Here is a 20,450-nt window from a genome sequence, read left to right as displayed (position 1 = left end):
GCGACCACGCTAATTGTCGCGGGAGACCGGCGCTTCTCGATTCCTGATCGGTCTGGTCACCTTCTTGACCACGCACGACGGCATGCCCTGGGTCGCCAGCGCCTCCTGCCGGTAGACGCTGGGCGGGACGCCGACGAGTTCGGTGAAGCGGGTGCTGAAGGTGCCCAGTGAGGACGATCCGACGGCGAAGCACACCTCCGTGACGCTGAGGTCGCCGCGGCGCAGCAGCGCCATGGCGCGTTCGATGCGGCGGGTCATCAGGTACGAGTAGGGCGATTCACCGTAGGCGAGGCGGAATTGCCTGCTCAGGTGCCCGGCGGACATGTGCACACCGCGCGCGAGGGCTTCGACGTCGAGCGGCTGGGCGTATTCGCGGTCGATCCGGTCGCGGACGCGGCGCAGCAGGGCGAGGTCCCGCAGGTGCTGGGGTCGCTCCGGCGTGCTGGTCACCTGCGCGATCGTCTCATGTCGGGGCGGGGTTTCCCAGCACGGGACGGTGTCATCGGCCGGTCTCTCGCCGGGCACGTGCGGTAGCCGGGCGGACGGCGGCGACCTGGTCGAGGAAGTGTGGGCAGGTGCGGAAGTCCTCGGCGTCGCAGTCGAGGACGTGGGTGACGGCGTCGAGGGCGGCGCGGGTGCGGGCGAGCTGGTCGGCGAGGCGGGCCCGGTGCGCGTGCAGGACCTGCGTGCGGGTGGCGCGGTCGGGTGCCCGGGTGAACAGCAGGGCCAGGTCGTCCAGGGACAGTCCGGCTTTCTTGCCGAGGACGATCATGGCGATGGTGTCCAGGTCGGTGTCGCGATAGCGGCGGCGGCCCGCCGAGTCGCGGTCCGGAGTGAGCAGCCCGCGGTCCTCCCAGTGCCGCAGGACGTGGGTGGCGAGACCGAAGTGTGCCGCCGCCGCGCCGATCGTGGTGTGCTCACCCGTCATTCGTCGAGCCTAGGCGGTGGCGCGGTAGCGGGTGACGACGGCGACGGGATACCAGGGCAACCGGACGGCGGCGGTGTCGACGTGGCCGAATCGGGCGCGCAGGGTGTCCTGGACGGCCCCGGCGCGGGTGAACCGGAAGTCGTAGACGGTGAGGCTGCCGCCGGGGCGGAGGATGCGGTGCAGTTCGTCGGCGGCCGGGTCGAGGTCGGGCCATTCGTGCATGCTCAGGCTGGAGACGGCGAGGTCGATGCTCGCGTCGGGGTGTGGGAGATCGGTGACGTCGGCGACGGTGAGGTCGACGGGGTGGCCGTGCAGGTTGTGGCGGGCGATCTCGATCATGTGCGGGGACAGGTCGATGCCGTGCAGGCGCAGGTCGGGGCGGCGGGTCGCCACGTGGGACAGCAATTTTCCCGGTCCGGTGCCGATGTCGGCGACGGTCGCGCCGGGCGCGGTCGCGGTGTCGATGTCGGCGGCGATGCGGCGGTAGAGGCCGCCGAGCAGCCGGGTGGCGCGGCGGTCGTAGCCGAGGCTGCGGGCGTGGTCGAAGGTGGTCATGGGACCACCGTGCCGGTTCAGGTCGACCTGAAGTCAAGCTCCGCGGTCGGGCGGACGGCGGCGGTGCGGCCGGGCGCCCGCTGATATTGCCAGTACAGGTTGGTGTGGGCGATGACCTGGGCGGGTTGCGGTGCGCCCCACGGGGTTTTGTCGAAGGTGGTGTGGGCGTCGGCGACGAGGGTGACGTCGTAGCCGCGGACGAACGCGCCGTGGATGGTGGAGCGGATGCACGCGTCGGACTCGGCTCCGGCGACGACGAGGTGCCCGGCGCCCGCGTCTGCGAGCAGGTCGTCGAGCGGGGTGTCCTCGAAGGAGTCGCCGTAGCGTTTGTGGACGAGGGGTTCGTCGTCGGCGCGGGTGAGTTCGGGAACGTACTGCCAGGCCTCGGTGCCGGTGACGAGGTCGTCGCCGGAGTGCTGGACCCAGATCACCGGTACCGACGCGGCCCTGGCCCGGTCGACGAGGGCGGCGATATTGGCGACCACTTCGTCGCGCCGGATCGCTTCGCCGACGACGCCGTTCTGGACGTCGACGACGAGCAGTGCGGTGTGGGGGCGGTCGGGCAGGGTGGTCACGGCGAATCCCTCGATGGTGGTGCGGTGGTCAGAGCGGGCGCAGCACGACGATGCCCGGTGTGGTGCGGACATAGTCGGCCAGCGGGGTGTCGAGGACCTGGTAGGCGGCCAACGAGGACGCGTTGCGGAACATCGGGCCGTCGGCGGTCTGGACGATCAAGCCGACGTGGGTGACGTCGAGGCCCGCGTCGGGGGTGTAGGCGCCGACGAAATCACCGGTGCGCAGCCCGGCCACGACTCCCCCGTCGACGGCCGCCGCGGGAATGTGGGTGATCGCCCGGTCGACGACGGGCAGACCCGGCAGATAGGTGCCGCCGTCGGCTTTGGCGTTGAGGTGTTTGGTGACGGTGACCGCGGCGGGGCTCAGGCTCGTGGTGATGTCGGTGGCGGCGACGCGCCCGGTGGCCGCCCAGTCGGTGAAGAAGTGTTTGCGCTGGATGAATTCGACGCGGCTGTCGACGTAGCGGGTGGCGACGAGGTTGCTGACGAACTGGTCGCGGTCGGCCGAGCGGGACGCGGCGTCGAGGTAGTCGAGGAAGGTGAAGCAGTCGACGCGACGCAGGTCGACGACGAGCTGTTCGGGCTCGGTGGCCGATCCGATGAGCATGTTCGCGCCGTACGGCGTGCCGAGCAGGCGCGTGGACAGCCGTGCGAGCAGTTCGGCCCGGCTGATCGCGCCCGCGTCGGCGCGCACGGCGAGCAGTTCGTCGATCTTGCGGCTGGTGGTGTCGTCGACGGCCGGAGCCGCGAGCGCGGGCGTGGCGGCGCAGACCAGGGCGGCGAGCACGAGCAGGATCCGGACGATGATGCGCAAGACGCCTCCCAGCAGCCGGCGGTCGATCGGTGCGAGCGGTCTCCACCGTAGCCGACCCGGCGACCGGTGCTTCCGCCGTTGGGGACGATGACCGCTTGGAGTGATCGCAAGCAATTCGCGATCATCGCGGTACTGCGGGATCCCGGCGGGTTCCCGTACCGTTGGCGCAGGTGGTGCGTGTGCTCGCGGGTTCGCGAGTGAGTTGCTCGTGCAGGTTGTCGACAGCGTCGCCCGGGGTGGCGGAAGGGAAACCGACATGCGTGCTTTGACCGTGGTGCCCGAACAGGCCGGTTCGCTGCGTGTGCAGGATGTGCCGGATCCGGTGGCAGGGCCGAACGAGCTCCTCGTCGACGGGGTGTCGCTGGGCATCTGCGGCACCGACCGCGAAATCGCCTCGGGTATCTACGGATGGGCGCCGCCGGGGCGGGAACGGCTGGTCCTCGGGCACGAGTCGCTGGGCCGGGTGCGCACCGCGCCGGCCGGAAGTGATTTCGCGCCCGGCGATCTCGTCGTGGGGATCGTGCGCAGGCCGGACCCGCAACCGTGCGGGGCGTGTGCGCGTGGGGAATTCGACATGTGCCGCAACGGGCAGTACGTGGAGCGCGGGATCAAGGAGATCGACGGGTACGGGTCCACCGCGTGGGTGGTCGACGCCGACTACACGGTGCGGCTCGATCCGTCCCTGGCCGAGGTCGGGGTGCTGATGGAGCCGACGACGGTGGTCGCCAAGGCGTGGGATCAGATCGAGCGGATCAACCAGCGGGCCTGGTTCGAACCGAAGACGGTGCTGGTCACCGGCGCGGGACCGATCGGGCTGCTGGCGGCGATGCTCGGCGCGCAGCGTGGGCTCGACGTGCACGTGCTCGACCGGTCGACGGCCGGGCCGAAGCCCGGGCTGGTGGCCGATCTCGGTGGCACCTTCCACACCGGGTCCGCCACGGCGGTGGCCGAGAAGATCAGCCCGGATGTGGTGATCGAGGCGACGGGTGCGGCGGCGGTGACCCTGCAGCTGATGCAGTTCGACACTCCGGGCTCGATCGTGTGCCTGACCGGGGTGACAGCGGCGGGCAAGAACTCTCCGGTCGATGTCGGTGCGCTGAACCGCAATATCGTGCTCGACAACGCGGTCGTGTTCGGTTCGGTGAACGCCAACCGGCACCACTATCAGCTGGCCGCCGAGTCGCTGGCGAAGGCCGATCCGGCGTGGCTGGCCCGCTTGATCACCCGGCGACTGCCGTTGGAGCGCGCGCTCGAGGCGTTCGAGCCGGGTGATCACACCGATATCAAGGTCGTCATCGACCTGTAGCGGGTCAGATCTTGCAGCCGTCCGGGCCGCACGCGTCGGCGTCGGCGTCGGCGATCACCAGCGGCGCGGGGCGGTCGTTCCAGGCGGTGGTCAGGGCCTGGGTGAAGACCTCGGTCGGCTGGGCACCGGAGACGGCGTATTTGTTGTCGAAGACGAAGAACGGCACGCCGGTGGCGCCGAGCTGGACGGCTTCGCGTTCGTCCTGGCGGACGGCGTCGGCGTAGGCGTGCGGGTCGGCGAGGACCTCGCGCACGGCGGTCTCGTCCAGACCGGCGCGAACCGCAAGGGCGACAAGGCGTTCGGTGTCGGCGAAGACCGGTTCGGCTTCGGCGAAGTTGCCCGCGTAGAGGGCGTCGAGCAGGGCGTCCTGCTTGCCCTGGTCGAGGGCGAAGTGCAGCAGGCGGTGCATGTCGAAGCTGTTGCCGTAGTCGCGACCGGAGGTCTTTTAGGGCAGGCCGAGCTGGGCGGCCTGGGCGCCGATGCCGCGCTCGTTGGCGGCGGCCTGCTCGACGCTGATGCCGTATTTGGCGGCGATGCGCGGGATCACGGGGCCGGACTCGGCGGCGGGCAGGCCGGGATCGAGTTCGAAGGAGCGGTGCACGACCTCGACGTCGTCGCGATGGTCGAACTCGGCCAGTGCGGCTTCGAAGCGCGCCTTCCCGAGGTAGCAGAACGGGCAGTTGATGTCGGTCCAGATCTCTACTCTGGTGGTCAAGCGGGCCTCCTCCGGCACACGAAATCCGGCGGCGATCCGCCGGAAATATCTGGACAGGCGTTCAATTCTCGGGGTACAACGCCGGCAACGAAGCCGCTATTCCCTGGCGCGTCCGGGCACGACGGGACGAGCACGAAGGACATCGATGGGGTTCGACCAGCGGAGGGGGTGGGTGCAGGTGCCCGAAGGATTGACGGTGCCACGCGCGCTGGACGGGTTGTGGGCCGTGCGGCACGCCCAGAGCACGGCCAACGCCTGGTACGCGGACCCGGCGACCGAACTGCGGCCGATGCGCGGCACCGACGCCGAGGTCGAACTGACCGAGCTCGGGCACTGGCAGGCGCAGTGCCTGGGTGAGTGGCTGGCCGGTCTCGCCGGGGTCCAGCGGCCGGGGCTGGTGGTCTGCTCCCCCTATCTGCGCACCCGGCTCACCTGGGCGGTGATGGCGGAGGCCGCCGTCACCCGGAACCGGCACCTGCGCCCGATCCGCACCCTGGTCGACGAGCGGCTGCGCGACCGCGAGATGGGGGTGTTCGAACTGCACCCGTACAAGGCGATCCGGCGCCGCTCCCCCGAGGAGGCGGCCCGGCGCGAACGGGTCGGCAACTGGGTCTACCGGCCGCCCGGCGGCGAGTCGCTGGCCGATGTCGCCCTGCGGGTGCGCAGCTTCCTCGACGAACTCGACGTCGTCGCGGCGGGCGAGCAGGTACTGGTGGTCACCCACGACGCGGTGGTGATGTCGATGCGCTACATCCTGGAGGGCATGGGCGCCGCCGTGCCCGACTCGCTCGAACCGGTCCCGAACGCGTCGGTGTCGCAGTGGCGGCGCGAGGGCAGCAGGCTGGGCCTGCGGGTGTGGGGCGAGGTCGGCCATCTCGGGGGTGCCGAGCAGGTCGGCTGAGCGCGGGGGGCGTCCCCGGCGTGAGCGCGATGGAAGAATGCTGGTCGTGCATGTGGCGATCGGTCTGGTGATTCTCGTCGGCTCGGCGACCGCGCTGGCGGCGCTGGCGCGACGGTTCGGGGTGTCCGAACCCCTCGTCCTGACGGTCGCCGGCGTCGCCGCGTCCTATGTGCCGATGGTGCCGCAGGTGCATCTCGAGCCCGAGGTGGTGCTGCTGGGGCTGCTGCCGCCGCTGCTCTACACCGCGGCCCTGCGGACCTCGCTGGTCGATTTCAAGGACAATCTGCGCACGATCGCGTCGTTGTCGGTCGGGCTGGTGCTGTTCAGTACCTTCGCGGTGGCGCTGGTGGCCTGGTGGTTGCTGCCGATCCCGTTCGCGGCCGCGGTCGCTCTGGGCGCGGTGGTCGCGCCGCCGGACGCGGTGGCCGCGACGGCGATCGCCCGCCGCACCGGCATGCCGCGCAGCATCGTGACCGTCCTCGAGGACGAATCGCTGTTCAACGACGCGACGGCGCTGGTGTCGCTGCGCGGCGCGATCGCCGCCATGGCGGGCGCGGTGACGGTGTGGCAGATCGGTGGGGACTTCCTGCTCGCCGCGGTCGGCGGGGCGGTCGTGGGCGGGGCCGTCGCGGCGGCACTGGTGGTGCTGCGCAAGCGGATCAAGGACCCGGTCCTCGACACCACGGTGTCGCTGCTCGCGCCGTTCGTGGCGTACCTGCCTGCCGAGCACGTCCACGCCTCCGGGGTGATCGCGGTGGTGACCTGCGGGATGATCCTCGGGCACGGCGCGCAACGCTGGCAGGGCGCGGCCTCCCGGGTCGCCGAGTCGACGAACTGGCGAACCATCCAGTTCATCCTGGAGAGCACGGTCTTCCTCATCATCGGCCTGCAGGTGCGCTGGATCGTCGAGGCCGCCTGGCACAGCGGGCTGGACCGGGGAACCCTGCTGGTCGCCGCGGTGGCGGTGCTGGCCGCAGTGATGCTGGCCCGGCCGATCTGGGTGTTCACGCCGGTACTGGTGGCGCGGCTGTTCGGGCGCGAGACCGAGCCGTTGAGCCATGCCGCGGTGGTGTCGTGGGCGGGAATGCGCGGCGTGGTGACCCTGGCCGCGGTGCTGCTACTCCCCGAGTCGACCCCGCAGCTGCCGGTGCTGGAACTGCTGGCGCTGGTGGTCGTCGGCGGCACCCTGCTGGTGCAGGGCACCTCGCTGCCGTGGCTGGTGCGGTTGCTGCGGCTGCGCGGACCCAGCCGGGCCGAGGACGCGCTCGCGAAAGCCGATCTGCTGCAACAGGCGTCGAGCGCGGGGCTGGCCGAGCTGGACAAGCGGATCGGCCCGAACACGCCGGAACCGGTCATCGAGTCACTGCGGCAACGCCTGGTCTGGCGCACCAACGCGGCCTGGGAACGGCTGGGCCGCCCCGAGGCCGAACTGGTGACCCCGACCGCCGAATACCGGCGCCTGCGGCTGGCGATGCTGGCCGCCGAACGCGATGCCGTGCTCGCGGTCCGGGACGCGGGCGCGGTCGATTACGAAGTGCTGCAGCACGTTCTCGCGCGCCTGGACCTCGAGGAATCGATGATCGACCGCTTCGACGAAGCCGACGACGAACCCGGCACCGAACCGCTCTCCGGCGCCGCGCCCGCCGACGGCTGCACCCACCTCGAACACGCGCCGCTGCTGCGGGAGCCGGACGGTGCGCTGGTGTGCCAGGAGTGCGTGGCGGAGGGGCTGGCCTGGGTGCATCTGCGGATGTGCACCGACTGCGGCAATATCGCGTGCTGTGAGTCGTCGCTGGGCAATCACGCGAGCGCGCACTTCCGGTCCTCGGCGCATCCGGTGATGCGCAGCGTCGAGCCCGGTGAGGTGTGGCGCTGGTGCTACGTGGACGAGTTGCTGGGCTGAGGCCGGTGCGAATAGATCAGCCGCGCGTATTCGGCGAGCAGCTGGTCGAGTTCGGTGAGTTCACCGGTGGCGGCGAGCTGCTGGTAGCCGATCAGCATCGCCATGCCGAATTCGGTGACGACGGTGGCGGTGGCCGTGTCACCGACGACGCTGTCGATCACGCGATGCACGGTGCGGCGGCGGGATTCATCGACGCGCTTGACCGTCACGTGAACCGACTCGTCGTTGGCCGCCCAGGCGCGCAGCGCGGCTTCGGCGCCGTGTTCGAGTCCACCCGCCAGTTCCGACATGGCGCGCACGTCGGCGTCCGGATCGCCGTGGCCGACATCGAGCGCGCGTAGCTCGAGCATCTGCCGGTTCTCCCAGTGCTCGAGCAGGGTGTCGACGAACCCCTGCCACGAGCCGAAGTGGTGGTAGAACGAGCCGCTGGTGACCCCGAGGCGACGGCACAGCACACCGATGTTGAGGCCTTTGAAGCCGAACTCGGCGAGCACCGCCACGGCGGTGTCGTAGTACTGCTCCTTGGTGACCACTCGGGACATCGCGATGCCGATCTGTGCGTGCGGACAGGACCGAAGAATGCGAACAGTACCCGATCGTAACGAGGGCTCGCGCGAGCGTAACGAAGTCTATGCTGTGGCGGAATCGCGCAACGTGAGATCGAAATACCAAGTGCTGGAACAAAATCCGTGCGCTACCAGGTGACGAGTGCACCCGGATGGAATAACAGAGCAGACGCTCTGTAAACTTTTGTTCATGCCGAGACCGCGAACTCACGACCCGGAGACCGTGCTGGACGCCGCCGAGCACCTCGCCGCGCGCTCCGGTTCCGCGGCGGTGACCGTGCGCGCGGTCGCCGCCGCGACCGGGGTGTCCAACGGCGCGCTGTACCACACCTTCGGCTCCCGCCAGGAAGTGCTGGCGCGCACCTGGTTACGCGCCGCCCGCCGCTTCCTGGCCCTGCAAGCCGCCGACATCGATCGCGCCGTCGCCGCCACCGACCCGGACGCGCGGATCGACGCGGTGGTCGACGCCGCCGAGACGCCGGCGCGCCTGGCCGACGTCCACCCCGACTCGGCTCGCCTGCTGCTGCTCGTCGACCGCACCGAACTCCTCCACGGCGATCTGCCCGCCGACCTCACCCGCCAGATCGCCGACACCGAGAAGGCGTTGCTGACCGCGCTGTCGCGCGTCGCGCGGGCGCTGTGGGGCCGGGCCGACCGGCGCGGCGTCGCCACCGTCACCACCTGCCTGGTCGACCTGCCGACCGCGCTGCTGTTGCGGCGCGACCGGCTCACCGATCCCCTGGCCCGCAGGCATCTGCGCGCCGCTGTCCGTGCCGTGCTCGAACTCGGCCCCCGCTGAAAGGAACCCTCCATGCCCACCCTGCGCCACCACGACGCGATCGCGATCCTCGACCTCGGCGACGGGGAGAACCGCTTCTCCCCCGACTTCATCACCGAGGTGCACGCCCACCTCGACACCGCCGTCGCCGAGGGCGCGGCCGCGCTGGTGACCACCGCGACCGGCAAGATCTACTCCAACGGTCTGGACCTGGACTGGTTGTCCGCCAACGGCGATCGCGCCGCCGAGTACGTCGAAGCCGTGCACACCCTGTTCGGCCGGATGCTCACGCTGCCGATGCCGACCGCCGCGGCCATCGGCGGGCACGCCTTCGGCGCGGGCGCCATGCTCGCCGTCGCCCACGACTACCGGGTCATGCGCGCCGATCGCGGCTTCTTCTGCTTCCCCGAGGCCGACATCCGGATCCCGTTCACCAACGGCATGGCCGCGCTGATCCAGGCCAAGGTGCCGCCGCGGACCGCGGTCGCCGCGATGACCACCGGCCGCCGCTTCGGTGGCACCGACGCGCTGGCCTACGACCTGGTCGACGCCGCCGTCGGCGAGGACGCGGTGCTCGACACCGCGCTGGCGACCGTCGCCCCGTTCGGCGGCAAGGACCAGCCAACGCTGACCGCGATCAAGTCGGTGATGTTCGCCGGCGTGCTGGATGCGTTGCGCGGCAAGGACTGACGCGGCTCACGGCAGCCGGGGGCCCTTGCCCAGATAGACGTCACCACGATCGTCGCTGGCCCAGCCGCCCCCGGTGTAGTCGCCGAGCACGAAACACGCGTCACAGAACTGCTTGCCGAACACCGACAGGTAGATGCTGCGGTAGGAGCTGATCGCCCGCATCTTCACCGACTTGTAGGCGGCCTGAGCGCTGGGCTGGGCCTCCAGGAACGCGTAGCGGCGGAAGTCGGCGACCGGTTCGGTGGAGAAGCGCACCAACCCGAGCCTGCTCAGATTGCCCAGGTAGTGGTGATCGCGTTCGGGCAGCGCGCAGCCGGCCATGTAGGCGATCATGTTGATGCCGTCGGCCAGGCGCTGCGAGCCGATCCCGAACGGCGCCTTGGTGCGGATGTCGATCGCTGGTTGTGGGCCGGCGACGGCCAGGAACCGCAGGATGCGCGCCTCGTCGGGAGTCAGGTCGTGCAGGATCGGCACGAACGAGGGATGCAGATCGCGGGGCTGCTGCGCCGAATCCCAGCCCTCGGTGATCATCGCGTCGCCCATGGCCTTCAGATCCGCGGCGCCCACACTGGTTTCGGCCTGCCCGTACACCCCCGACGCGGTGCTGGTGAGCCCGAGCGCGCCCAGGGCGATCTTGCGCAGCGCGTCGATGCGCTCATCGATGATCTGCGACATCGGCTCGCCCGCGCGGATGTCGTCGGCGAGGTCGGTGGCGGTGTGCAGCGCGCCCTTGGTGACCGCGCCGACGATGTGGCGCAACGACAGTCCCGCGATGCGCGCCAACCCCACCAGGTCGGTCGGGATCCCGGGCTCCGGGGTGGGTTCGGGCAGGTTCTCGCGGTCGTCCATGCTCACGCTCCGAAGACCAGTAGATGCAGGGCGCCGACGAGCACACCGAGCGCGCCGCCGTGCGCGTAGAGCAGCCAGGCGTCCTGTTCGATGGCGGTGTAGAGCATTTCGACGAACTCCTCCGGCGGCAGTTCGCGCAGTTTCTCGGTGGCCAGGCGGTCGACGCTGGCCGCCGTGGTCTGGGAGAACTCGACATCGTCGACCAGCCACGGCTTCATCTCCGTCGCCAGGCTCGCGCCCGCGGTGGCCTGGATAGCGTCGAACTGGCGGGGCCCCACCGCGAGCCGGGTCACCGACCGCAGCGGCCCCAGCACCCGGTCGATCTCGGCCTTGAGGAAGTGGGCGATGACCGCGCGGGTCTTGTCGCCGCTGGGCCCCTCCAGGAGCTGCTCGGCGACGACGTCGAGAGTGACGATCTGATAGCCGATCGCGTGCCCGAGATCGGCTGCCGCCTGATGCTGACGTTTGGCGAATTTCGCCACCCGCCACGGGTATTTGTAGCGCGGTTGCGGGGTGGCCGGTTCGAACACCACCTTGATCGCGATGATGTTGACCAGCACACCCACCACCGCGCCGCCGAACAGCACCCACGCCCATGCGGGCAGGATGTGCAGGATGTCGTAGAGCCAGCCGGGCAGCGAGATCAACGCCGGGGTGTCCCCGTGCGGGGTGCTGTAGTGCAGCAACGACAACCACAGCGCGACGACGACCCCGAACGGGAACCCGATCACCCCGCTGCGGGTCATGAACCGCAACTCCGGCGCGCCGAGCCCGTAGATGACGTCCTTGAGCAGTTCCGGGCGCCGCCGCAGATAGCCGACGACCATCAGCTTCACATCGAGCAGCTGGTCGATATTGGCGCCGATGAAATCGAAGGCGCGATCGGTGATCGCGGGCAGTTCCGCCTCCACCCGCGAGTACACGACTTCGCGTGCGCGCGGCGGCATGTCGGCCCACAGCTGCGGATGCTCGGTCACCATGATCGAGTCGACCATCGACCGCACGTTCGGCAGCGCCACCTGGGCGACCTGCGCGGAGATCTTGCGCGGATCCATCTGGTCGAAGAAGTCCTTGGCCGTGCCGATCTTGGCGACGGCGTTGTCGACCATCAGGCTCGCCATCTTCTCGGCGCGGGCCGGAATGAAGCCCTGGAAGCCGAGGATGCCGCCGGGGGCGAAGGTCGGCAGGATCTGCACCTTGCGCGGCAGCAGCGGGAAGATCGTCTTGAGGCCAGGAACGTAGAACCCGGTGAAGCGCACCGGCGCGAACAGCATGATGACGCCGGTCCAGTTGGTGATCAAGCCGGCCATGGCGCTGAAGATCGGAATGCTGATCATGTCGACCCAGAACTTGCTCAGGCCGGTCGTCTTCTCCCAGTCGAGCAGGCCGAAGAAGCCCGCCGCTTCGATCCCAGCATTCATCCGGCGTCCACTCCGTCGTGTTCCGAACCTCGCGCGTTCGGGTCATCATAAGTGACCGACCAGGTGGTTTCGGGCAGCTTTCGTGGTTACCCGCTAAACCGGAGCAAACCTGAACTAAAACCTTCAACTCAGCCGTGGGTGGTGTTGACCAGCAGCAGGTTGGTGTCGATGTCGTGGGTGACCTTGTTGGCGACCGAGCCCAACAGCCGTGCGGGACCGCTCATTCCGCGATTGCCGATGACGACCAGGTCGTACTTCCAGGCCGCGTTGCAGATCGCCTCGGCCGCGGGCACACCGGTGAGGACATCACGGCCGAACAGCTCCGGATCCTCGACCTGGGCCTGGCCTTCCACCTCGATCAGTGTGACCGCGCCGTCGTCGTCGGTCTTGGCGGCGGTCACCAGGAACGGGCGGGCGCCGAGCGCGACGGCCACCTCGTAGCCGCGTCGTACCGCGGTGATCGAACTGGCCGACCCGTCGGTGGTGAGACCGACGGTGGTCCAGCGTTTCGGGATCTTGTGGGTGAACACCACATCGGATTCGCTGTGGTGGGACACGTGATTGGCGGTCGACCCGAGCAGGCGCGCCTTCGAACTGCCCAGCCCGCCCCCGCCGATGACCAGCAGGGTGCCGGGTTCGGCGGCGGCGACCTCGAGCAGGACCGCGCCCGCCGTGCCGGGCAGTTCGCTGCGCAGCACCTCGGTGACGCCCGCCTCGGCGAGCACCTCGGCGGCGGCCGCGGTGTTCTCCTCGGCCCAGGCGGCGTCGGTGCCCGCCTTCAGCGTCGCTTCCTTCCAGACGCTCACGACGGTGACCCCGAGTTCGAGCTTGACCGCGAGTTCGCCGCCGACGGCGACCGCCGTCAGCGCGGACTCCGAGCCGTTGGTCCCCACCACGATGCGCTGGTACCCCATGTGACGCTCTCCGATCGACGGCAGGTCAGCTGCGCTTGGCCACAGTATAAACGCCGCACACTCCCGGCTACCGTGGCGCGCGGCTCACGCCCCGGTGCGCAGATGCCGGTCGAAGAAGGCGAAGATGCGCTGCCAGGCGTCGTCGGTGGCGGCCGCGTCGTAGCCGATACCGATGCGTTCCAGCACGGCGTTTCCGGGCAGGACATTGGCGAAGCTGTGGGTGGCGTTCGGGTAGGTCTTGATGTCGTGCTCGACCCCGCCCGCGGTCAGCGCCGCCTCGAGTTTGCCCGCCGCGCCCACGAGCCCCGGATCGAGCTTGCCGTAGCTGGCAACCACCGGGCACGCGCCGTCGAGCAGCGTCTTGTAATCGCCGTAGAGACTGCCGTAGAACGGTGCCGAGGCGTGGAAGCCCTGGGGCGCGGTGAGCAGCGCGAAGCCGCCGCCGAGGCAGAAACCGAGTACCGCGATCCGGCCGGTGCAGTCGGGATCGTCGGCGAGGCGGTCACGCGCGGCGAGGATCTCCCCCACCGCGGGCCCCTTCCCGGTGAACGCGACGGCGCGGAACGCCTGCTGGATGCACCGCACCCGGCCGCGCGCGAACAGGTTCGGCGCGATCGCCAGATAGCCCGCGCCGGAGACGATCTCGAGCTGGTGGCGCAGGTCGGCGTTCACGCCGAGGGCGTCGTGGAGGACGACCACGCCCGGCCATGGGCCCGGACCCTGCGGGCGGGCGATCAGGGCGTCGATTCGTCCGGTCGGAGTATCGATCTCGATCGATTCCATGGCACGAATCTAGAGCCTCGACGCACGGTTCGCGGGCCGACGGCCGGAAACCGCACCGGCGCGTCGCCGGTCGGGCGGTTCGGGCAGCGGCAGGCGTTTGAGGTGCAGCGCGTTGAGGGCGACGATCAAGCTCGATCCCGACATCGCCATGGCCGCGATCTCGGGGCGCATCGTCAGCCCCCACGGCGCGAACACCCCGGCGGCGATCGGCAGCGCGATGCCGTTGTAGCCGACCGCCCAGGCCAGGTTCTGGTGTTCCTTGCGGACGGTGCCACGCCCGATGCGCAGCGCGGTCGACACGGTGAACGGGTCCGAGCGCATGAGCACGACGTCGGCGGTCTGGATGGCGACGTCGGTGCCCGCACCGATGGCGATGCCCAGATCGGCGCGGGCGAGGGCGGGCGCGTCGTTGACGCCGTCGCCCACCATCGCGACCTTCCTGCCCGCCCGCTGCAGTTCGGCGATCCGGTCGGCCTTGTCGCCGGGCAGGACGTCGGCGATCACGGTGTCGATGCCGAGGTCGTCGGCGATGCGCCGCGCGGTCGCGTGGTTGTCGCCGGTCAGCATCACCACGTCCACGCCGAGCTCGTGCAGCGCGGCGACCGCAGCGGCCGAGGTGGGTCGCGGGGCGTCGGCGAGGGCGATCACGGCAGCGGCGGTGCCGTCGACGGCGACCAGGACGGCGGTGTGCCCCGAGGCCGCCAGATCGTCGCGCCGGGTCGCCAGCTCGCCGAGGACGATGTGCTCCTGCTCGAGCAGACCGCGATTGCCGACGACGACGCGATGCCCGTCGACGGTGGCGATCGCACCGCGGCCGGGCACGTTCCGGAACTCCGTCGCCGACAGTGCCCGCGCGTCCTGGCCTTTCGCGTAGTCGACGATCGCCTTCGCCAGCGGATGCTCGGACTCGCGCTCCACCGCCGCGGCCAGGGCGAGCATCCGACCGGTATCGACGCCGGGCGCGGGCACCACGTCGGTGACCTCCGGCGCGCCCTTGGTGAGGGTGCCCGTCTTGTCCAGCACCACCACATCGATGCGCGACGCGTCCTCGAGCGCCGTCGCGTTCTTGAACAGCACACCGCGCTTCGCGCCGAGACCGGTGCCGACGAGGATCGCGGTCGGTGTCGCGAGACCCAGCGCGTCCGGGCAGGTCACCACGACCACGGTGATCGCGAACAACAGCGCCCGGCTCAGCGAGGCGCCGGCGAGCAGCCACACCACCAGCGTGGTCAGGCTGCCGATCAGGGCGACCAGGGTCAGCCAGAACGCGGCCCGGTCGGCCAGGCGCTGGCCCGGCGCCTTCGAGTTCTGCGCCTGCTGCACGAGTTCCACGATCTGGGCGAGCGCGGTGTCGGCGCCGACCTTGGTGGCCCGCACCCGCAGGCTGCCGGTGGTGTTGATGGTCGCGCCGATGACCGGGGAGCCGGGTTCCTTGTGCACCGGCAGGCTCTCCCCGGTGACCATCGACTCGTCGACCTCGCCCGAGCCGTCGAGCACGACGCCGTCGACGGCGATCTTGGCGCCGGGGCGCACCAGCAGCACGTCACCGACCGCCACGTCGGCGGTGGGGATCTCGACCTCGTTCCCGTCGCGCAGCACGACGGCTTTCGGCGGCGACAGATCCAGCAGCGTGGAGACCGCGTCGTTGGCGCCGCCGCGCGCCCGCATCTCGAACCAGTGCCCCAGCAGCACGAAGGTCGCCAGCATGGTCGACGCCTCGTAGAACACCTCGCCGCCACCGGTGAGCGTCACGTAGAGCGAGTACAGCCAGCCGGTGCCGATACCGACCGAGACCAGCACCATCATGTCGAGGGTGTGCGCCTTCAGCGCCTGCCACGCGCCCGTGAAGAAGATCGTCGAGGAGTAGAAGATCACCGGCAGGCTCAGGATCAGCGCACCACACGTCCACGCGCAACCCGAACGGGACCGCCAGGTGCAGGCCGAGCATGTGGGTGGCCATCGGCGACCACAGCATCACCAGGGTGGAGAAGACGAGCGCGACGAGGAACCGGTTGCGCATGTCGCGGGCCATGTCGTCCATGGACATGGCGGCGTGGCCGCCGTGGTGGTGTCCCGCCGTCGCCGCGTCCGGCGGGGCCGCGGCAGTGGTCGGTGTGCCGGTGCCCCCGGAAGCGCGCTCCGGCGAGGGCGGCTCACTGCCCGGATCGCAGAGATGGGTGGGTACCGAGCGGCCCGCGCAGTGGTAGCCGCAGTCCCGGATCCAGTCGCGCAGGTCGGTCACCGAGGTCAGCGCTGGGTCGTAGGTGACGGTGGCGGTCTGGGCGAGCGGGTTGGCCTCGACCGCCAGGACGCCGGGCCGATCGCGCAACGCGGCGGCCAGGGTCTGCCGGGAGCCCGCGCGATGCAGTCCGCCGACGTGCAGGACCGTGGTGGCGGGATGGTGCGTGTCGGGCATCGACGCTCCTGTCGCCGGTCGAACGCACGACGCGACAGCGCCCCGCGCCTCACTTCCGGCGACAGTACTCGGCGCGGGTCACGAGACGACGCAGGTCGCCGGGTGACCCGCGACCGTCAGAGCGTGATGCCAAGCAGCGCGTCCACGGCGTCGCGCACCAGCGCGGGCGCGGCGGGGTCGGCGCCGCCGTAGGTGAGCGCCTGCTCGACCCAGTTGTCGACGGCGTCGAGCGCCTTGGGGGTGTCCAGATCGTCGGCCAGGTGCTGACGCAGCCGGCCGACGGTGTCGGCGGCCGAGGGGCCGGTGGCCAGGCCGGCGGCTTCCCGCCAGCGCGCCAGGCGGGCCTGGGCCGCGGTGAGGACCTCGTCGGTCCACATCCGGTCCTGGCGGTAGTGCCCGGCGAGCAGGCCGAGGCGGATCGCGGCCGGGTCGACGCCGGAGCGGCGCAGCTTCGACACCAGCACCAGATTGCCCTTGGACTTCGACATCTTCTCGCCGTCGAGGCCGATCAGCCCGGCGTGCACGTAGTGGCGGGCGAAGCGGCGGGCGCCGGTGATCGCCTCGGCGTGCGCGGCCGAGTACTCGTGGTGCGGGTAGATCAGGTCCGAGCCGCCGCCCTGGACGTCGAACTCGGTGCCGATGCGGTTGAGCGCGATCGCCGCACACTCGATGTGCCAGCCCGGGCGGCCCGCGCCGAACGGCGCCTGCCAGGACGGCTCGCCCGGACGTTCGGCCCGCCACAGCAGCGCGTCGATGATGTCGCGCTTGCCCGGGCGGTCGGGGTCGCCGCCGCGTTCGGCGAACAGCTGTTCCATGGTGGCCCGGTCGTAGCCGGACTCGTAGCCGAACTGCTCGGTGGCGTCGGTGCGGAAGTAGATGTCGGGGAACTCGGCGTCGTCGACGATGTAGGCGGCGCCGGCGGCGAGCAGCTTCTGCACCAGCTCCACCACCTCCTCGACCGACTCGATGGCGCCGATGTAGTGCTGCGGGGGCAGCACCTGCAGGGCGGTCATGTCCTCGCGGAACAGCTCGATCTCGGAGCTGCCGAGGTCACGCCAGTCGACGCCGTCGCGGGCGGCGCGTTCGAACAGCGGGTCGTCGACGTCGGTGACGTTCTGCACGTAGTGCACGTCGTGGCCCGCGTCCCGCCACAGCCGGTTGACCAGGTCGAATGTCAGATAGGTGGCGGCGTGCCCGAGGTGGGTGGCGTCGTAGGGAGTGATGCCGCAGACGTACATCTTCGCGGTCGCGCCGGGGGTGACCGGGCGGACCTGGCGGTCGGCGGTGTCGTACAACCGCAACGGCGGCCCTGTTCCGGGGACGGTCGGTAGGGCGATATCGGACCAGGACTGCATGATTCGAGGGTAGAGCCCCCGCCGGGGCGAGCGGTCCGCGGGCCGGTCAGGCGGTTGCCCGCGGTGTCGCCCGGGCGGCCCACTACCTGCAGACAAACGTGTTCCGGCGGTTGCGTCAAGGGTTGTGTTCAGCCAGATCCGCTGGTCACGGCGGTGGCGGACGAATTGCCGATGATCATGCACCGCACCAGCGCCGATGGTTGCCGAAACGGGCGCTTCGCGACCATTGTCACACATCACACCTACCTAAACTTCCCTATTGCTCCCTATATGCATGTTCGTTTACGGTAGTTTCATGACGGATCGTCTCTACTCGGTCGAGCAGGTCGCCGACTTGCTCGGGCTGCATGTGCGCACCGTGCGCAGCTATGTCCGCGACGGCAAGCTCCCCGCGGCGCGCATCGGCAAGCAGTACCGCATCGCGCACGACGACCTCGAGGCCTTCACCGGCCTGCCGATCACCGCGCCCCGCACGCCCGAGACCGCGGGCCCGCACGCCGACGCGTCCTGCATCGTCGAGATCGACGCCGTCGACCGCACGACCGCCGACCGGATCACCACCTTGCTCACGAGCGCGGCCGGCACCCGGGGGCCCGGTGGCACGCCCCTGCGCGTGGACACCGCCTACGACCCGGCGCGTTCGCGCCTCAAGGTCATCCTGCTCGGCGGTCTCGCCGATACCGCCCGCCTGCTCGACTACATGGACGGAGTACTCACCTCATGACCGGCATCTACACCTCCGAGACCGGCCGCCAGGCCATCGCCGAGCGCTATCGCGCCCACCTCGACGCCTGGCCGGTCCCGCACGAGGAGATCCGGGTCCCGACCGCCGCGGGCGAGACCTTCGTCGTCGCCTCCGGACCGGTGGACGCGCCACCGCTGGTCCTGCTGCACGGATCGGGAGCCAACGCGAGCGCCTGGCGCGGCGATGTCGGCGACTGGTCGACCCGCTATCGCGTGTACGCGGTGGATCTGCCCGGCGAGCCCGGATTCAGTGCCCCCCGCCGCCTGGCGCTGAACAGCGACGAGACCGCGAGCTGGCTGTCGGAGACCGTCGACGGCCTCGGCCTGACCACCTTCGCTCTCGTCGGCATGTCCCTGGGCGGCTGGACCGCGCTGGACTTCGTCCTCCGCAGGCCCGGACGGGTCGACGCGCTGACACTGCTGTGCCCGGGCGGACTGGGTGGGCAGCGCTTCGGGTGGCTGATCAAGGGGATGGCCCTGCGGCTGATCGGCAGGCAGACCGTGCGCGACTCCGCGCGCACCGTCCTCGGTATCGACGACGCGGACGTCCTGGACGAGGTGGAATCGACGTTCCGGCACTTCTCGCCTCGAACCGGCCGGCTGCCGATCTTCCCCGACGCGGACCTGAGCACGGTGGACATCCCGGTCCTGGTGATCGTGGGCGGCCGTGACGTGCTCTTCGATTCGGCGCGGACCGCCGAACGGGCGCGGGCGTGCTTCGCCCGGGGTGATGTTCGCGTGCTACCCGAAGTGGGTCACGCGGTGCTGGGACAGACCGCGGAGATCGAGCGGTTCCTCAGCGCGCACACCGGCTGAACCGGGTGCGGGGCGATGAGCCCGGTGTCGCCGCGCGTCGGGAGCGGCAACACCGGGCTCATCGAAGGCTCACGCCTGCAGGTAGCACTGCACGTTGGCGCCGTCGACCTCGGGGCCGAACTGCGGCAGCGCGTAGAACGAGGCGCCGACCTGATCGGCGGCCTGCACGGTGACGTCGGGCAGCGGAGCGCCGGTGTTGCGGTCGGTCGCGGTGCAGACGTAGGTCTTCTCGCTCCACCATCCGCTGGGGAAGGCCTGCGCGGGCGCGGCCACAGCGGCGACGGCGCCGGTGAGCAGCAGCGCGGCGGCGGAGGTGGTGACGATCGATCGGGTCGACATAGATTTCCTCTGACTCTTGCGTTGGAATGACGAAAGTGCTTGGAGCACACTAGCACCGGCCCCGACCCGGAAAAGCAGCCTCAAGATACCCGACGTCAACGGATGCGTGGGCCGGAATCGCCGACATCGACGCGGTCCACCGCGTCACCGTAAACCATCGGGCTGGCATCGCATTCGGCGACGAAATCGGCCGGAAAGCCCCGTTCGAACGGCACCGCGTCCGCGAGCACCCGGATCGCGTCGGCGGGCAGGCGCAATTCGGCCGCCGCCAGATTGCCGCGCAGCTGCGCGGCGGTACTCACCCCGAGGATCGGCAGCACCGCGCGGCTGCGCTGCCGTGTCCAGGCCAGGGCGACCTGCTCGGGCGGAACACCCAGCCCCGTCGCGACTTCGGTCACCGCGGCGACCGCGGCCAGCTCCGACGGCGTCCGCGCGCGGCCCGAACCCGGCGCGAGCACTCCCCCGGCCAGCGGCGACCACGCGGTGACGGTGAGTCCGAAGGCCTCGGCCATCGGCAGCACCTCCCGTTCGATTCCACGCTCGAGCAGGCTGTAGGGCACCTGGACGGCGGCGAACGGCGTCCGGTCGCGGCACTGCGCGAGCGTGTTGGCGCGGGCGATCACCCAGGCGGGCGCGTCGGAGATGCCGATGGCCAGTGCCTTGCCCGCCCGCACCACCTCGTCGAGGGCGCGCATCGTCTCCTCGATCGGGGTGTGCCGGTCCCACACGTGCACCCAGTACACGTCGACGTAGTCGGTGCGGAGCCTGCGCAGACTGCGTTCCAGCGACAGCACCAGGTTCTTGCGGTGATTGCCCGCCGCGTTGGGATCGGTGGTGTCGCGGCTGAGCGTGTATTTGGTGCCGAGCACGAAACGGTCGCGATCCCGCAGCACCTGACCGAGGATCGTCTCGCTCTCACCGTAGGCGGAGGCGGTGTCGAGGAAATTGCCGCCCATCTCGGCATAGGCGCCGATGATCCGGTCGGCCTCGACGGGGTCGTCGAAACGCATGGCGCCCAGGGCGAACTCGGAGACGCGCAGGCCGGTGTGGCCGAGCAGACGGTAACGGAGCATGCGATCAGT

Annotated in this window: 20 protein-coding genes and 2 pseudogenes; 7 read left to right on the top strand and 15 right to left on the bottom strand. The window is 70.4% G+C overall.

Annotated features, from left to right (window positions below; translation table 11 throughout):
* Positions 1–9 precede the first annotated feature (9 nt).
* The 5 genes from AB0H54_RS21140 to AB0H54_RS21120 are packed head-to-tail and all read right to left on the bottom strand — an operon-like array spanning position 10 to position 2,872.
* Entirely contained in the window at positions 10–450 is a 441-nt protein-coding gene (locus AB0H54_RS21140; protein WP_218720192.1) for an AraC family transcriptional regulator, read from the bottom strand.
* A gap of 49 nt (positions 451–499) precedes the next feature.
* Positions 500–928, bottom strand: a complete 429-nt coding sequence (locus tag AB0H54_RS21135; protein ID WP_355272111.1) for a MerR family transcriptional regulator — start codon at positions 926–928, stop codon at positions 500–502.
* 9 nt (positions 929–937) lie between these two features.
* Positions 938–1,483 (bottom strand): class I SAM-dependent methyltransferase, encoded by a 546-nt coding sequence (locus AB0H54_RS21130; RefSeq protein ID WP_357347038.1) that lies wholly within the window; start codon positions 1,481–1,483, stop codon positions 938–940.
* A 17-nt stretch (positions 1,484–1,500) separates the two neighbouring features.
* Entirely contained in the window at positions 1,501–2,058 is a 558-nt protein-coding gene (locus tag AB0H54_RS21125) for a cysteine hydrolase family protein (protein WP_357347036.1), read from the bottom strand.
* A 28-nt stretch (positions 2,059–2,086) separates the two neighbouring features.
* Positions 2,087–2,872, bottom strand: coding sequence for an N-acetylmuramoyl-L-alanine amidase-like domain-containing protein (locus AB0H54_RS21120; protein ID WP_357347034.1), 786 nt, complete (start codon positions 2,870–2,872; stop codon positions 2,087–2,089).
* A gap of 256 nt (positions 2,873–3,128) precedes the next feature.
* On the opposite strand from AB0H54_RS21120, the gene AB0H54_RS21115 reads away from it, so the two are divergent.
* Entirely contained in the window at positions 3,129–4,178 is a 1,050-nt protein-coding gene (locus AB0H54_RS21115; RefSeq protein ID WP_357347032.1) for a glucose 1-dehydrogenase, read from the top strand.
* A 4-nt stretch (positions 4,179–4,182) separates the two neighbouring features.
* Here the strand turns inward: AB0H54_RS21115 and AB0H54_RS21110 are convergent.
* A pseudogene (locus AB0H54_RS21110) lies at positions 4,183–4,893 on the bottom strand (DsbA family oxidoreductase).
* A gap of 196 nt (positions 4,894–5,089) precedes the next feature.
* On the opposite strand from AB0H54_RS21110, the gene AB0H54_RS21105 reads away from it, so the two are divergent.
* A complete protein-coding gene (locus tag AB0H54_RS21105; protein ID WP_357347030.1) occupies positions 5,090–5,794 on the top strand; it encodes a histidine phosphatase family protein in 705 nt (234 codons plus the stop codon).
* A 37-nt stretch (positions 5,795–5,831) separates the two neighbouring features.
* Positions 5,832–7,697, top strand: coding sequence for a Na+/H+ antiporter (locus AB0H54_RS21100; protein WP_357347028.1), 1,866 nt, complete (start codon positions 5,832–5,834; stop codon positions 7,695–7,697).
* Here AB0H54_RS21100 and AB0H54_RS21095 read toward each other — a convergent pair.
* Positions 7,673–8,239, bottom strand: a complete 567-nt coding sequence (locus tag AB0H54_RS21095) for a TetR/AcrR family transcriptional regulator (protein ID WP_357347026.1) — start codon at positions 8,237–8,239, stop codon at positions 7,673–7,675. The genes AB0H54_RS21100 and AB0H54_RS21095 overlap by 25 nt on opposite strands.
* 214 nt (positions 8,240–8,453) lie before the next feature.
* Here AB0H54_RS21095 and AB0H54_RS21090 point away from each other — a divergent pair, with 214 nt between their 5' ends.
* Positions 8,454–9,062, top strand: a complete 609-nt coding sequence (locus tag AB0H54_RS21090) for a TetR family transcriptional regulator (protein WP_357347024.1) — start codon at positions 8,454–8,456, stop codon at positions 9,060–9,062.
* Positions 9,063–9,074: 12 nt separating this feature from the next.
* Positions 9,075–9,731 (top strand): enoyl-CoA hydratase-related protein, encoded by a 657-nt coding sequence (locus tag AB0H54_RS21085; protein WP_355272129.1) that lies wholly within the window; start codon positions 9,075–9,077, stop codon positions 9,729–9,731.
* 6 nt (positions 9,732–9,737) lie between these two features.
* Here the strand turns inward: AB0H54_RS21085 and AB0H54_RS21080 are convergent, their stop codons facing one another.
* The 6 genes and pseudogenes from AB0H54_RS21080 to mshC form a co-directional block, all read right to left on the bottom strand.
* Positions 9,738–10,580 (bottom strand): Abi-alpha family protein, encoded by an 843-nt coding sequence (locus AB0H54_RS21080; protein ID WP_355273024.1) that lies wholly within the window; start codon positions 10,578–10,580, stop codon positions 9,738–9,740.
* 2 nt (positions 10,581–10,582) lie between these two features.
* On the bottom strand, positions 10,583–12,001 hold the full coding sequence (locus AB0H54_RS21075) for a hypothetical protein (protein WP_357347022.1): 1,419 nt from the start codon (positions 11,999–12,001) through the stop codon (positions 10,583–10,585).
* 128 nt (positions 12,002–12,129) lie between these two features.
* Positions 12,130–12,915 (bottom strand): universal stress protein, encoded by a 786-nt coding sequence (locus tag AB0H54_RS21070; protein WP_357347020.1) that lies wholly within the window; start codon positions 12,913–12,915, stop codon positions 12,130–12,132.
* A gap of 84 nt (positions 12,916–12,999) precedes the next feature.
* A complete protein-coding gene (locus AB0H54_RS21065; protein WP_357347018.1) occupies positions 13,000–13,698 on the bottom strand; it encodes a dienelactone hydrolase family protein in 699 nt (232 codons plus the stop codon).
* A gap of 9 nt (positions 13,699–13,707) precedes the next feature.
* Positions 13,708–16,114 (bottom strand): annotated as a pseudogene (locus AB0H54_RS21060) (heavy metal translocating P-type ATPase).
* A gap of 116 nt (positions 16,115–16,230) precedes the next feature.
* A complete protein-coding gene (gene mshC, locus AB0H54_RS21055) occupies positions 16,231–17,469 on the bottom strand; it encodes a cysteine--1-D-myo-inosityl 2-amino-2-deoxy-alpha-D-glucopyranoside ligase (protein ID WP_357347016.1) in 1,239 nt (412 codons plus the stop codon).
* 295 nt (positions 17,470–17,764) lie between these two features.
* On the opposite strand from mshC, the gene AB0H54_RS21050 reads away from it, so the two are divergent.
* Both AB0H54_RS21050 and AB0H54_RS21045 read left to right on the top strand, forming a co-directional pair.
* Positions 17,765–18,193, top strand: a complete 429-nt coding sequence (locus tag AB0H54_RS21050) for a helix-turn-helix domain-containing protein (protein ID WP_357347014.1) — start codon at positions 17,765–17,767, stop codon at positions 18,191–18,193.
* Positions 18,190–19,029, top strand: a complete 840-nt coding sequence (locus tag AB0H54_RS21045; RefSeq protein WP_357347012.1) for an alpha/beta fold hydrolase — start codon at positions 18,190–18,192, stop codon at positions 19,027–19,029. The genes AB0H54_RS21050 and AB0H54_RS21045 overlap by 4 nt, the downstream gene beginning before the upstream one ends.
* 69 nt (positions 19,030–19,098) lie before the next feature.
* Here the strand turns inward: AB0H54_RS21045 and AB0H54_RS21040 are convergent, their stop codons facing one another.
* A complete protein-coding gene (locus AB0H54_RS21040; protein ID WP_355272142.1) occupies positions 19,099–19,368 on the bottom strand; it encodes a hypothetical protein in 270 nt (89 codons plus the stop codon).
* A 95-nt stretch (positions 19,369–19,463) separates the two neighbouring features.
* Positions 19,464–20,441 (bottom strand): aldo/keto reductase, encoded by a 978-nt coding sequence (locus AB0H54_RS21035; RefSeq protein WP_357347010.1) that lies wholly within the window; start codon positions 20,439–20,441, stop codon positions 19,464–19,466.
* Positions 20,442–20,450 lie beyond the last annotated feature (9 nt).

The organism is Nocardia sp. NPDC050718, from assembly GCF_040654235.1.
GTDB lineage: Bacteria > Actinomycetota > Actinomycetes > Mycobacteriales > Mycobacteriaceae > Nocardia.
The sequence above is the reverse complement of the archived record's forward strand: the minus strand, read 5'-3'. Positions and strand labels throughout refer to the sequence as shown.

Coding starts and splice junctions, on each gene's coding strand:
- AB0H54_RS21135 (WP_355272111.1), bottom strand. CDS start 928: ATGACGGGTGAGCACACCACGATCGGCGCGGCGGCGGCACACTTCGGT.
- AB0H54_RS21130 (WP_357347038.1), bottom strand. CDS start 1,483: ATGACCACCTTCGACCACGCCCGCAGCCTCGGCTACGACCGCCGCGCC.
- AB0H54_RS21115 (WP_357347032.1), top strand. CDS start 3,129: ATGCGTGCTTTGACCGTGGTGCCCGAACAGGCCGGTTCGCTGCGTGTG.
- AB0H54_RS21100 (WP_357347028.1), top strand. CDS start 5,832: ATGCTGGTCGTGCATGTGGCGATCGGTCTGGTGATTCTCGTCGGCTCG.
- AB0H54_RS21095 (WP_357347026.1), bottom strand. CDS start 8,239: ATGTCCCGAGTGGTCACCAAGGAGCAGTACTACGACACCGCCGTGGCG.
- AB0H54_RS21090 (WP_357347024.1), top strand. CDS start 8,454: ATGCCGAGACCGCGAACTCACGACCCGGAGACCGTGCTGGACGCCGCC.
- AB0H54_RS21085 (WP_355272129.1), top strand. CDS start 9,075: ATGCCCACCCTGCGCCACCACGACGCGATCGCGATCCTCGACCTCGGC.
- AB0H54_RS21080 (WP_355273024.1), bottom strand. CDS start 10,580: ATGGACGACCGCGAGAACCTGCCCGAACCCACCCCGGAGCCCGGGATC.
- AB0H54_RS21075 (WP_357347022.1), bottom strand. CDS start 12,001: ATGAATGCTGGGATCGAAGCGGCGGGCTTCTTCGGCCTGCTCGACTGG.
- AB0H54_RS21070 (WP_357347020.1), bottom strand. CDS start 12,915: ATGGGGTACCAGCGCATCGTGGTGGGGACCAACGGCTCGGAGTCCGCG.
- AB0H54_RS21065 (WP_357347018.1), bottom strand. CDS start 13,698: ATGGAATCGATCGAGATCGATACTCCGACCGGACGAATCGACGCCCTG.
- mshC (WP_357347016.1), bottom strand. CDS start 17,469: ATGCAGTCCTGGTCCGATATCGCCCTACCGACCGTCCCCGGAACAGGG.
- AB0H54_RS21050 (WP_357347014.1), top strand. CDS start 17,765: ATGACGGATCGTCTCTACTCGGTCGAGCAGGTCGCCGACTTGCTCGGG.
- AB0H54_RS21045 (WP_357347012.1), top strand. CDS start 18,190: ATGACCGGCATCTACACCTCCGAGACCGGCCGCCAGGCCATCGCCGAG.
- AB0H54_RS21040 (WP_355272142.1), bottom strand. CDS start 19,368: ATGTCGACCCGATCGATCGTCACCACCTCCGCCGCCGCGCTGCTGCTC.
- AB0H54_RS21035 (WP_357347010.1), bottom strand. CDS start 20,441: ATGCTCCGTTACCGTCTGCTCGGCCACACCGGCCTGCGCGTCTCCGAG.